The sequence below is a fragment of the Kribbella sp. NPDC000426 genome (assembly GCF_040300265.1).
Lineage (GTDB): Bacteria > Actinomycetota > Actinomycetes > Propionibacteriales > Kribbellaceae > Kribbella.
Map to the genome: position 1 here is coordinate 810,309 of NZ_JBEPDK010000001.1, position 12,691 is coordinate 822,999.

The 12,691-nt window shown below is 66.9% G+C and carries 11 protein-coding genes; 6 read left to right on the top strand and 5 right to left on the bottom strand.

From position 1 onward, the window contains the following. Nucleotides 1-44: 44 nt before the first annotated feature. Together nadA and nadB are read left to right on the top strand one after the other, a co-directional pair. Complete coding sequence (nadA, locus tag ABT313_RS03965; RefSeq protein WP_350848385.1) at nt 45-1,019, top strand: quinolinate synthase NadA; 975 nt, start codon at nt 45-47, stop codon at nt 1,017-1,019. Beyond that, nucleotides 1,016-2,524, top strand: coding sequence for an L-aspartate oxidase (gene nadB / locus ABT313_RS03970; RefSeq protein WP_350848387.1), 1,509 nt, complete (start codon nt 1,016-1,018; stop codon nt 2,522-2,524). Before nadA ends, nadB begins: the two co-directional genes overlap by 4 nt. Here the strand turns inward: nadB and ABT313_RS03975 are convergent. Genes ABT313_RS03975 through ABT313_RS03995 form a run of 5 tightly spaced genes read right to left on the bottom strand, consistent with a single transcriptional unit; the run spans nt 2,506 to nt 7,791 of the window. Then, on the bottom strand, nt 2,506-3,573 hold the full coding sequence (locus ABT313_RS03975) for a LacI family DNA-binding transcriptional regulator (RefSeq protein WP_350848389.1): 1,068 nt from the start codon (nt 3,571-3,573) through the stop codon (nt 2,506-2,508). The genes nadB and ABT313_RS03975 overlap by 19 nt on opposite strands. Continuing rightward, complete coding sequence (locus ABT313_RS03980; protein WP_350848391.1) at nt 3,574-4,695, bottom strand: glycoside hydrolase family 172 protein; 1,122 nt, start codon at nt 4,693-4,695, stop codon at nt 3,574-3,576. It lies immediately after the preceding gene. Nucleotides 4,696-4,719: 24 nt separating this feature from the next. Continuing rightward, nucleotides 4,720-5,559, bottom strand: a complete 840-nt coding sequence (locus ABT313_RS03985; protein WP_350848393.1) for a carbohydrate ABC transporter permease — start codon at nt 5,557-5,559, stop codon at nt 4,720-4,722. After that, nucleotides 5,556-6,446, bottom strand: a complete 891-nt coding sequence (locus ABT313_RS03990) for a carbohydrate ABC transporter permease (protein WP_350848395.1) — start codon at nt 6,444-6,446, stop codon at nt 5,556-5,558. The genes ABT313_RS03985 and ABT313_RS03990 overlap by 4 nt, the downstream gene beginning before the upstream one ends. 34 nt (nt 6,447-6,480) lie before the next feature. After that, nucleotides 6,481-7,791 (bottom strand): ABC transporter substrate-binding protein, encoded by a 1,311-nt coding sequence (locus ABT313_RS03995; RefSeq protein ID WP_350848397.1) that lies wholly within the window; start codon nt 7,789-7,791, stop codon nt 6,481-6,483. Nucleotides 7,792-8,012: 221 nt separating this feature from the next. Between ABT313_RS03995 and ABT313_RS04000 the strand changes: the two genes are divergently transcribed. From ABT313_RS04000 to ABT313_RS04015, 4 genes are all read left to right on the top strand, one after another. After that, complete coding sequence (locus tag ABT313_RS04000; RefSeq protein ID WP_350848399.1) at nt 8,013-8,180, top strand: hypothetical protein; 168 nt, start codon at nt 8,013-8,015, stop codon at nt 8,178-8,180. A 26-nt stretch (nt 8,181-8,206) separates the two neighbouring features. Further along, entirely contained in the window at nt 8,207-9,418 is a 1,212-nt protein-coding gene (locus ABT313_RS04005; RefSeq protein ID WP_350848401.1) for a NosD domain-containing protein, read from the top strand. Beyond that, nucleotides 9,415-11,289 carry a ricin-type beta-trefoil lectin domain protein gene (locus tag ABT313_RS04010; protein WP_350848402.1) on the top strand — a complete coding sequence of 625 codons (1,875 nt, stop codon included), beginning with the start codon at nt 9,415-9,417 and terminating at the stop codon, nt 11,287-11,289. Before ABT313_RS04005 ends, ABT313_RS04010 begins: the two co-directional genes overlap by 4 nt. Nucleotides 11,290-11,947: 658 nt before the next feature. Beyond that, nucleotides 11,948-12,691 carry a hypothetical protein gene (locus ABT313_RS04015; protein ID WP_350848404.1) on the top strand — a complete coding sequence of 248 codons (744 nt, stop codon included), beginning with the start codon at nt 11,948-11,950 and terminating at the stop codon, nt 12,689-12,691.

Sequence of the window (12,691 nt, forward strand, 5' to 3'; positions counted from 1 at the left end):
GTTATCGCCTGTCAAGCGAAAATCTCCCGAGAGAAGGACCTGTTGTGACCGTTGGTACAGCAACCACCTGGCAGGACGAAGTACGCCGCCTCGCCCAGGAGCGCGACGCGGTGATCCTCGCCCACAACTACCAGGAACCGGCGATCCAGGACGTCGCAGACCACGTGGGCGACTCGCTTGCGCTGTCGCGGATCGCTGCCGACACGGATGCGTCCACGATCGTGTTCTGCGGCGTGCACTTCATGGCCGAGACCGCGAAGCTGCTCAGCCCGGACAAGACCGTGCTGATCCCCACCGCACAGGCGGGGTGCTCGCTTGCCGACACCATCGACGCCGACCAGCTGCGCGCCTGGAAGGCCGAACACCCCGGCGCCGCGGTGGTCGCCTACGTCAACACCAGCGCCGAGGTGAAGGCCGAGGCCGACGTCTGCTGCACGTCGTCGAACGCGGTGGACGTGGTGAACTCGATCCCGGCGGACCAGCCGATCCTGTTCCTGCCCGACCAGTTCCTCGGCGCGCATGTCCGGCGGCAGACCGGCCGGGACAACATCGAGGTGTGGATGGGCGAGTGCCACGTCCACGCCGGCATCAGCGCCGCCGATCTGCGGGCCCAGGTCTCGGCCGATCCCACGGCCGAGGTCCTGATCCACCCGGAATGCGGCTGCGCGTCGTCCGCGATCTGGCTCACCGGCGTCGGCGACCTGCCGGCCGACCGGACCCACATCCTGTCCACCGCAGGCATGCTGGACACCGCCCGCGACCTGACCGCGAAGACGGCCCTGATCGCGACGGAGATCGGCATGCTCCACCAGCTGCGCAAGGTCAACCAGCGGACGAATTTCGTGCCGGTGAACCCGAAGGCCTCGTGCCGGTTCATGAAGATGATCACCCCGGAGCTGCTGGTGCGGTGCCTGCGCGAGGGCCGCGACGAGATCCAGTTGCCGCCCGAGGTCGTCGAGAAGGCCCGGCGTTCGGTCGAGCGGATGGTTGCCATCGGCAAGCCTGCGGGTGCTCGATGACCCGCGCCGTGGACGTGGTCGTGATCGGTTCCGGCGTGGCCGGCCTGTCGACCGCGCTCGGCCTCGCCGCGACCCGCGACGTACTGCTGCTCAGCGCGGGCGACGGCAGCACGCCCTGGGCGCAAGGAGGCGTCGCGGCGGCGTACGGCGAGGACGACCCGCTCGACCACTGGCGCGACACCGACATCGCGGGCGCGGGATTCTGCGATCCCCGCAACGTCCGGGCGCTGGTCGAGGAAGGACCGCAACGCGTCGCCGAGCTCATCGCTCACGGGGCTCGCTTCGACCGCAACGCCGACGGATCGCTGTCGAGGACTCTGGAGGGCGGCCACAGCCGTCCCAGGATCGTGCACGCCGGCGGTGACGCAACCGGCGCGGAGGTTCATCGCGCGCTACTTGGCGCGGTGCAGCTAGCCGGCGTACGGACGATGACCGGCCGGACCGTCGGCCTGGTGCAGTCGGACTCCGGGAGCATCGTCGGCGTGCTCGTCGAGACAGACGGCCAGGTCACGCAGATCGACGCGCGCGCCGTCGTACTGGCCACCGGCGGGATCGGCAACGCCTACCTGGCAAGCACCAACCCGTCGTCGGTCCGCGGCGACGGCATCGCGCTGGCGCTGCGGGCCGGCGCATCGCTGGTGGACATGGAGTTCGTCCAGTTCCACCCGACCGCGCTCCACACCGGCGAGACGAGTGGCCAGTTGCCTCTGGTCACCGAGGCTGTCCGGGGCGAAGGCGCCGTACTGCGCGATGCCCACGGCGGCAGGATCATGGACGGATTGCACCCACGAGCCGATCTGGCTCCGCGGGATATCGTCGCGCGGGCGATCGAGGCGACGATGCGCCGCGACGGGTCCGACCATGTCTGGCTCGACGCGACCGGTGTGGCACCCGACGTACTCCGGCGGCGGTTCCCGACCGTACTGGCGTCCTGCGCGCGCATCGGCGTCGACATGTTGTCCGAGCAGATCCCGGTCGCGCCGGCCGAGCACTTCCTGTGCGGCGGAGTCCGGACCGATCGGAACGGCGCGACCGACGTACCGGGTCTGTACGCCGTCGGCGAGGTCGCCGCGACCGGCGTACACGGGGCCAACCGGCTCGCCTCCAACAGCCTGCTGGAGGGACTGGTCTTCGGACGGCGCGTCTCCACTGCCCTCACCCTCGAACTGCCCGCGGCGGACCACGGTCGCTCCCACGAGGTCGTGCTCGGCGAGGACCGCGAGCCGGAGCGGATCCGCTCGATCCTCACCAGGTACGCCGGAATCCGGCGCGACGGCGCGGGCCTGAACGCTGCCGTCGACGAACTCGAAGCCCTGGGCACCGGCCAGCTCGCGACGGTGGCGCGATCCGTGATCGTGGCAGCAACCGCCCGCCAGGACAGCCGCGGCTGCCACTGGCGCTCGGACCACCCCCACTCGGACGAGCGCTACGACGACCACATCGTCGTACGCCTCGACGAGGACGACCGCCCGACCACCCGGCAACTTCAGCGTTCGGAGGTCTGAGGACCGGCAACTGATTCGCGCAGGACGACTGGGCAGGGGAGCCAGGTTGGATGGGTTGAGCGGTACCACGACGTACTGCTGCTCTGGATCAGCCGGGTGAGCGTGGCCACCGCCCAGGCGCCCATCTCGTAGTGCGGTAAAGCGACCGTGGTCAGCGCCGGATAGACGCTGGCCGCGATCGGCGCCTGGTCGTCGAAGCCGACGATGGAGATGTCGTCGGGAACTCGGAGGCCGAGCTCCTGAGCGGCGCGGTAGGCGCCCATCGCCATCCGGTCGTTGTAGCAGAAGATCGCCGTCGGGCGGTCGGGGCGATCCAGCAGCTCGCGGCTGGTCGTGTAGCCGCCGGCCGCCTCCGAGACGCCCGACGTGATCAGCTGGTCGTCCTGCGGGATGCCAGCGTCCTCGAGGCCACGGAGGTAGCCGACCAGGCGGCCCTGCGTTGCCGGGACCTCGATGCTCGAGTTCGCGAACGCGATGCGTCGATGCCCGGCGGCGACCAGCAGGGCAACGAGATCGGCGGCCCCGCTGGCCTCGTCGGGCAGGACCGCCGGTACGACGCCTTGCCGGTCGAGGGCTCCTATCAACACCGCCGGCACCGCTCGCAGCTCGCGCGGCACGGACACCTCGTGGTGGAACACGGTCGCGTAGATGATGCCGTCCACCTGACGCTCGATGAGCGCCCGGGCGTCGGCGCGGCGGGCGTCGGCCCCGGCGTCGAGATGCGAGTTGATGATCGCGAGCGTGAGGTTGTGCCGGCTCGCCTCCTCCTGCGCACCGAGGATGATGCGACCGGCGTGCGGGGTGGTCGCGATCTCCTCGGTCAGCAGGCCGATCATGTCCGACGTACGCGTGCGCAGACCGCGGGCGAGCCGGTTCGGGGTGTATCCAAGGTCCCGGGCGATCGATCGCACCCGGTCCCGGGTCGCCTCGCTCGTCCGGGTGTGCGGCGTCTCGTTGAGCACATGCGAAACCGTCGTCACGGACACACCCGCGGCACGTGCGACATCCCGGATACCAACCTTCGGCACGACCGCATCCTCGTCAGGCATCTACTCGTCCCACAGTCCGTGTTCCGGCCAGCGCCGCGGCAACCGCTCTTCGACCGGAGGCAGCTCGGCATGCGGCGCGTGCTCGCCCAACTGGTACCAGTAGGCGACGCTGGAGTAGTCGTTGCCCTGGTCGTTGGCGTGTCCGTGCTCGATCGACACCCGCAGGCTCTTGGAGAACCGGACCGGGTCCTCGATGTGCCAGCGGAACATGCTCCACAGGCCGAAGTGCTCCTGCGGGCTCGCGCCGAGCGTGATGCCGTGGTACGGCCCGGCGTACTCACCGCTCGGGAATCCCCAGGCCGCGCCGAAGTAGTCCTCCGTGCCGGTCCCGTGCAACGACGGCGGCCACACCTCCCCGTCGATGAAGAACATGTCGTCGCCCTCCCCCGGCCAGGTGAACACCTGGTTGGAGGCGTCGAAGTTGTCGATGCTCAGCACGCAGCCAACGTAGTGCCCCGTGCCGGTCGCATCGAGGATCACGTAGTTGTCGTCACCGGTCAGGTTCGTCCCCGGCAGGTCCCACGGCGCCGGATTCTCGAGCTCGGAGGAGTGCCGTACGGCGGTCGTCGGCTTCTCCTGCCGGTAGTACGCATGGAACCGGGCGACGTCGTCCGGGATCGGCTGGTCGCTGAGCTCGTAGTCGACGTAGTAGAAGAGGTTCTCGATCGGCTGGTCGCTCTCGTTGCGGATCTGGATCTTGGCGTTGCTGCCGAACGGCATCGGGAAGTAGCAGTTCATCGCGGCCGCGAACGGTCCTTTCGGACCGCGCCGGGGCCCGAACACGGCGTTCAGCGGAAGGGAGATGTAGTGCTTCGCGACCGCGTGCCCGACGCCGAAGAAGTCGCCGAGCGGCGCGCGGACGCTCGGGTTCTCCTCGCCGTCCCAGAACATCTCGATCACGAGCTTGCGCAGGTACTTCTCCGAGTAGCAGCGCGTCGTGAGCCAGATGTGCTCGATCCGGCCGGCGCCGGCGATGTCGGCGATCACGAACGTGTCGCCGGCCGGCACCACCGCGAAGTCCCGGTTGCCGCCGGTGCGGTCCCAGCTCGACTCGCGCCGCGACCGGCCGGACTTCACGTGGGCCAGGCCGCCGAGCGGGCTGTTGGGTTGCCAGAATTCCATATCTTCTCCAAGACGTAGGCGGATTCAGCCCTTGACGGCGCCAAGGGTCAAGCCGGCGACGATGTGTCGCTGCAAGGCGAGGGTGAGCAGGATGACGGGGACGGAGTACACCGCCGAGAGCGCGGTCATACCGCCCCAGTCGAGGCCGAACTGGGTCTGGAAGTTCGCGATCACGATCGGCGTGGTCTGCGCCCGGACCGACGTGAGCAGGAGTGCGAACAGGAACTCGTTCCAGGACGCGAGGAACGCGAAGATGGCCGTGACCGCGAGCCCGCCGGAGACGACCGGCAGCACGACGTGCCGGAAGGCCTGCAGCCGATCGCTGCCGTCGACCTTGGCGGCCTCTTCCAGTTCGACCGGGACCGCCTCGAAGAAGCTCGACATCAGCCAGATCGACAGCGGCAAAGAGATCGTGGTGTGGGCGATCGCGAGTCCGATCGTGGTGTCCGAGATGCCGAGCCGCCGCATCGTCTCGACCAGCGGCGCCCCGACCGCGATCGTCGGCACCATCCGCGTGACCAATGCCGCGACCACGAAGACCCGGCCGCTCGGCGTGCGGTAGCGGGTGATCGCGTACGCCGCGGGCACGCCGAGGGCGAGCGAGAACGCCGTACTGAGCACTGCGGTCGCGACGCTGTTGATCAACGCCGGTACGACGCCTTCCTTGCTGAGCGCGGCGACGTAGTTGTCGAGCGTCCACTGCGACGGCAACACCTGCGGCGGTACGGCGATCGCGTCGAGGGGCGTCTTGAACGACGTCAGCAGGAGGTAGACGAACGGGAATCCGTACAGCACCAGGACTGCAGCGAGGGCGCCCCAGAGGATGATGCGCGTCGGGCGGCGACGGGTCTCGAGGCCGTTCATGCCTGCTCACCGCCCGGCCGCCAGATGGCGAAGATCGCGATCGCGGCGACCAGGAGCATCGCGATCAGATAGACCGTGCCCATCGCGCTGGCCAGGCCGGGATCGCCGTTGCGCGTCATCGTGCGGTAGATCAGCAGGCTGAGTGTCGTCGTACTGTCCTGCGGCCCGCCGTTGGTCTGGATCAGGATGATGTCGAACGCCCGGGCGGCATCGATGCCGCGAACGATCAGCGCGACCGCGATCACCGGCCGCAGCAACGGCAGGATGATCCGGAACAGCAACGTCGGGAACCGCACCCCGTCGATGTGCGCTGCCTCGATGACGTCACTCGGCACGTTCTGCAGTCCAGCGAAGAGCACGAGCGTGATGAACGACGTCGTCAGCCAGATGTCGGGCAGCGCCACCGAGAACAGCGCGATCTTCGGGTTGCTCAGCCAGCCGATCTGGTCCGTGCTGTGCAACAGCCCGACCCGGCGCAGCAGCTCGTTGAGGATGCCGAAGTTGTCGATGAGCAGGAATCGCCACAGCAGGCCGGCCACCACCGGCGCGACCATCAGCGGGTACATGAAGACGGTCCGGAACACCGTCGACCGGCTGCCGAGTGCAGCGAACACCAATGCCACAGCGAGGCCGAAGGCGAACTCGAGCGTGACCACGATGACCGTGTAGACGATCGTCCGCAGCGCCGCTCCCTGGAACGCGGGCGAGCTGAAGGCGGTCGCGAAGTTCTCGAAGCCGACGAACTTCCGCGGGCCGCCGGCCATCGGCGAGATCTCGTAGAACGCGTCTCTGACGAATCTGAGCAGTGGCCACGCCACGAACGCGGCGAGGAACAGTGCGGCCGGCGCGATCAGTACGAGCGCGAACCGACGGTCGGTGAGGCGCACAGGAGTGTCCTTCGGAGTCAGGAGCAGCGACGGTCTACTTGACGATGGCCTGGATCTGGGCCTTCGCCTGTTTCAGCAGCGCCGCGTTGTCCGCGCCCTTGGCGACGGCCTTCTGCAGCAGCGGCGTCAGCACCGAGGTGACGATCTGCTGCCACTTCGGCGTGGCCGGCCGGGCGATCGTCGCGGGAGACTTCAGCGTCGTCAGGATGGCCGGGTAGTTCTCGTGCCCGGCGACACCGGCCTGCGACTCGAACGCCGAGATCCGGGCGACCAGGCCCAGCGACGTCTTGATCGACAGATCGTTGTGCTCGTAGGCGAACGCGACGAACTTCTTCGCCTCGTCCTGCTTACTGGTTGCCTTCGGCACCGAGAGGTACCAGGCGCCGGGTACGCCGGCGATGCCGCCGGGTCCCGCGATCATCGGGGCGACACCGATCTTGCCTTTCACCGCGGCGTTGGCGGGAGTCTGGGTGTAGGCATGTCCCCAGAAGCGCATCATCGCGAGCTTGCCCTGGTAGAAGAGGTTCTGCGATCCGGCCCAGTCGAGCTGCGCGGCGCCGGGCGGTGCATAGGGCAACAAGCTGGTGTAGAAGTTCAACGCTGCCAGGTGATCGGCGTCGTCGATCGTGACGTCACCGCTCTTCGGATCGAGCACCATCGTCTTCTCACCGGTCTGCGACACCGTGGCCAGCCACTCCGTCTCGACCGCACCCTTCACATCGGTGCCGTACAGATCGGTCTGGCCGTCGCCGTTCGTGTCGCGGGTGAAGAACTCCGCCGCGTCCTTGTACCGCTTCCACGTCGTCGGCGGGGCGAGCGGGTACCCGTACTTCGCCTGGAAGGCGGCCTTCTCCTTCGGGTTGTCGAACAGGTCGGTGCGGTAGTACAGGATCTCGGAGTTCGTCCAGACCGGCATCCCGACGTACGACCCGCCGACCTGCGCCTCGGTCACCAGGCCCGGGAACAGGTCGCGTTTCACGTCGTCGGTGAACAGGTTGTCGAGGGGCGAGACACCGGCCGAGAACGCGCTCAACCAGATGGCGTCGAGCGCCGCGACGTCGAACGACGTCTTGCCGGAGCCGAGCTCGGTCTGGATCCGGTCGTAGAGACCGTCGTACGGCAGTTCGACGAGCTCGACCGTCGTACCGGTCTGCTTCTGGTAGAGATCGGCGATCGGCTGGAGCTCGGCCTTGCCGCCGCCCTCCACCAGGACGGTCAGCTTGCCGGCGGCACCCGCCGAGCTTCCGCCGGCACCGCAGCCGGCGATGGCAAGGATCAGACTCGTGGCGACGGCGATGCCGGCCATCGCGGTCCGGAGACGACCGCTCGTGCTGCGAAGCTTCATGCTCCGACTCCGTTCAAAGGCTTGTGATTAAACGTTTTGGCAAAACGTCTTGGCAGCAGTGTTCGGCAGCCGGAGCCGGTCGGTCAACGCCAAAAATCTGCCAAACAGTTGCCAAAACTTTTGGCACCTGCGGCGATCTTGCCGCGCTCCGGCAGCGGTCCTACCTTCGGATCAATTCCGATCTGCCAAAACCTTTTGGCACATCTCTTGAAGGAGCCGCCATGAACTCCTCCACCCCACCGGACGCCCGCCTCTCGCGCCGGGTCTTCCTGACCGCCGCGGCCGCCGTCAGCGCCGCGGGCTACGTGCAGTTACCGCGTACGCCGGCAGCCGCCGTCGTCGCGACCGTCGAGTCGCGACCGCACAACACCCTCCTCGGCCTGCTCTGACCGCTCATCCCACGAAGGAGACGACGATGCCCTCGACGATCTACGACGTCACCACCTGGACCATCCCGAGCAGCCCATCGACCACCGCGTACACCGACATCGGCGCGATCGTGAACAGCATCATCGCCGACATCAAGACCAACCAGCCGACGCAGGCGTCCAAGCCCGGAGCGGTCATCTACGTCCCGCCGGGCGACTACTCGCTCAAGACGCGCATCGTCATCGACATCAGCTACCTGCAGATCAAGGGATCCGGGCACGGCTTCACATCGTCGAGCATCCGCTACAACGCCGGCAACACCTCGGCCTGGCACGAGATCTGGCCGGGCGGCAGCCGGATCCGGGTGGAGAACACCGACGGGAACGCCGAGGCCATCCTGATCAGCCGCAGCGGCGACCCCCGGCTCAGCTCGATCGAGCTGCTGGACTTCTGTCTGGACGGCGTGTCGTTCACGCCGAACCAGAACAGCTACCTGAACGGAAAGATCGGGATCCGGTCGGCCACCGCCACCGACTCGCTGCGGATCCGGGGCCTGGGGATGGTCTACCTGGAGCGCGGAATCGCGATCACTGACGCCGACGCGCTGCACATCCAGGGCAACTTCCTCTGCGAGAACGGCAGTTGCATCGAGCTCGTCAGCTCCGGGCAGGCGAGCATGGTCAACGACAACATGATCGGGGCCGGCTATGTCGGCTTCTCGATCTTCGCCGAGAACCACTTCGGTTTGATCATCTCCGGCAACAACATCTTCCCCCGGGGCAAGAGCTCGGTGCATCTGAAGAACTGCACGAACAACAACATCAGCGCGAACCGGCTGCACGCCTTCTATCCCGGGATGATCCAGTTCGAGGGCGCCTGCCACAACAACCTGATCGGGTCGAACCACTTCCTGCGAGTTCCCGAATCCTTCCCGGCGATGACCGGCTTCAACAACGGGCTCGACGATCTCTTCGGGCTGGTGCAGCTCAACGGCAGCGGCAACACAGTAGTCGGCAATCACTTCTCGTACGACGTCCCGGTCGCGAACATCACGCCGTCCGGCGCGACCCCGACGATGGTCCTGGTGAAGTCGGGGAGCAACAACTACGTCGCAACCAACCACACGGCAGCGAACGTCGCCGTACACACCGTCGTGCTCGACGGCTCGACCGTCAACACCAAGGTGCTCGACTGCGGCAGCACCGCGGAGTTCCAGGCGCTGAGCGGAGCGACGTACGGCTTCCGAGCCACGCCATGATCCGCGTCGCAGCATTCCTCGCCGCGATTCTCGCGCTCACCGGCCTGACCGCAACGCCCGCCGCAGTGGCGGGCTCACCGTCGGACTATCCGGAGTATCCGTACGCCGCGACCGACTACACCGAGCCGTTCCGCGGGCAGTTCCACTTCAGCCCGCAGAACGGATTCATGAACGACATCAACGCCCCGCTGTACTACCGCGGGGTGTACCACCTGTTCTTCCAGCACAATCCGCACGGGCTCGGCTGGGACGCGGCCGTGCACTGGGGACATGCGACGAGCACGGATCTGGTGCATTGGACCCAGCAGCCGATCGCCCTCGAACCCGGCGTACAGAGTGGCAATCTCTGGTCCGGCTCGGGCTGGGTCGATGTGAACAACGTGACCGGCCTGAAGGTCGGATCGGACGACCCGATCCTGCTGTTCACCAACACCGACGGCGTGAGTATCGCGTACTCGACCGACGGCGCGAAGACCTTCCAGATGTACAACGGCGGCGCGAAGGTCATCACCGATCCGGTCGAGAGTCGGGACCCGAAGGTTCAGTGGGACCCGGACCACAATCGCTGGGAGCTGGTCACGTTCCGGGCCGGGACCGGCGCGGCCTTCTACACGTCGACGAATCTGCTCGACTGGACGTACCGCGGCGCCTATGCGGCGAGCTGGTTCGTGGAATGTCCCGATCTCTACCAGCTGCCGCTGGACGGCAATGTGAATGCCAAGAAGTGGGTCCTCCAGGACGCAAGCGGCGAGTACGTCGTCGGATCGCTCGACGCGAACGGCCTGTTCGTCGCGGACTCGTCGACCCAGCAGCGGATGGAGTGGGGCGTCTCCGGCGCGGCGTTCCCGCCGTCCACGTGGTACGCACCCCAGACCTTCAACCAACTGCCGAACGGCCGGGTCGTGCAGCTGGCCTGGCAGCCGACCAACGCCGGCGTGACCTGGACCGGCAACGCGTCGTTCCCGGTCGAGCTCGCGCTGAAGACCTACCCGGAGGGCATCCGCATCACCCGCAATCCGGTCAGCGAGATCTCGATGATCCGTACGTCGACCCAGACCTGGGGAGCGCGCACGATCGATCCCGCGACCGACCCCCTCAGCGGGATCTCGGCCGACACCTACGAGCTCACCGCACAGTTCGACTTGACCGGCGTCACCGCGTCGGAGTTCGGGTTCCGCCTGCACGCACGCTCGGACGGATCCAGCGATCGCACGGTCGCGTACTCCGTCGGGGCGCAGACCCTCTACGGGGCATCGATGCCACCGATCTCCAACCTGGTCACGATCAGACTGCTGGTGGACCGCGGGCAGCTCGAGGTGTTCGGTAACGACGGCAAGACCGTTGTCAGCGACAACGTCGCCTTCGACTCGTCCTCGGGCACCCTCGGAATCCATCTGTACGCCGCGGGCGGCGCCGTCACACTGACGTCGCTCACCTTCTCCCCGATCGGATCGACCTGGACACCGGCCCCCGAAGGAGCAGCACCCGCCGGCGGCATCGCCTCGACCGCACGGCAGGACATGTGCGTCGACCGCGACGTTGCCAGCGGCAAGGTCCAGCTGTGGACCTGTCTGGCGAACTCCAACCAGACGTGGAGTCTCGACAGCCTCGGACAGCTCACGACCGGAGGAGTCTGTCTGGAGGTCCCGTCCGGGCAGACCGCGAACCTGACCCTCGTGCACGTCGCGACCTGCACAGGCGGCAGCAACCAGATATGGCGAGAAGGCAACTATGGCACCCTGATCAACCTCGCCTCCGGACGCTGCCTGGACCTACCCGAAGCCGACTTCACCAACGGCCGCCAACTCCAGATCTACGACTGCGTCGGCACCCGCAACCAAAGCTGGGTCGGCCCCGACCACACGACGTGAACCGCCAAGAGAGTTATTCAGAAACTCTGAGAGGGCTATTCAGAAGTCTTTGAGAAGATGGGGTGGCAGATGGTGCTGTGGCCGGGAAACTGCCGGCATCCGTCGGACAACTGCCGAGCCTGTGCGACTCCGCGAACGCGATCTGCATCTGGACAGGATGTGTGCCTCCGTTGGCTGCCCTGCACCCGCACACGCACGTCGGAAACCGAGCCCGACGACGCGACACCTCCTGTCGCGCTGCAGACCCGCCTGACCGAGGTGTCGCTTTCCGGAAACTTTGATGCGCTCACTGGCAACTATGTTCCTGAAAGCTGGTCCGGGGGCGGTCAGCTCAGGCCTGCCTCGGCGACTTCTGAATAGCCCTTTGAAGAGCAAGTGGCGGTTGGGTGCATGGCTGGGTCCGGCGGTGCGGTGTCCGTCGGCAGGTTCTGTCCGGTCGTCCGGGGACCGAAATCTGCGACTTGCCTGAAGCTCAGGGCGCGTTGTTCGGTCGGCGCGCGCACGCCTACCATCACCGGACCGACCGCCCGAGCCAGGCACCCAACTCCCACTCTGTCTTCGTCCTTACCGTCTTTTCTTGTTCTCCTCAGAACTTCTGCATGCCCTCTGAGTAGTTGTACAGATTCGGCGTGGCGGTGGTTGGCGGGAGGCTGGCGGTATGGCGAAGGTTTGGGTGTTGGGTGGGGCTTTGGTGGTCACCGTTGTCGCGGTTGTGTTGGTGGTGATTGCGGGGGTGTCGCTTCAGGAGATTCTGTCGTTGTTGCTGGCCGTGGTCTGTCTGCTCTGGCTGGTGCTTCTGTTGACGGTGCCGTGGAATCTTTCGTTTCAGGCGTATGCGCTGATTGACGAGATCCGGACGAGTCGGGCGCGCGGGATCGACGTGCCGGGTGAGCGGGAGCCGGAGGCGCGGCGGATCGCGGTCCGGATGCGGTGGTTCGCGATCGGGGCTCATCTGGTGTCCGCGGGAATCGTCACGCTCATCACGTATGTGTCGGGCGGCGCCATCGGGTACTACCTGGCCGGGCTGTACCTCGTCAGCACGTTCTTCCGGCCGGCCGGAGCGTACTTCGCGTATCTGCGCGACCGGATGACGAGCATGCTGCGCGAGGTGAAGCATCCCCGCGACGACCTGGTCGAGGTACTCCGTCGCCTCGAAGCCCTTGCTGCCGACCTCGACGGACTGAACGAGCAGACCGACGGACAGGGCCGGCGGCTCGCCCGTCTCGAGCAGGGCCTGGCCACTGCCGAGATCGTCGCCATCGACCGCGACAAAGCCCTGCACGCCAAGGTCGACGCGCACGCCCGGCAGTTCGAGCACTCCCTCACCCGGCTCACCGACAACCAGGAAGTCATCGCCGGGCTGAAGGCCTTCCTCAGGCTGGTTCGCGAAGAACCAGCCTGA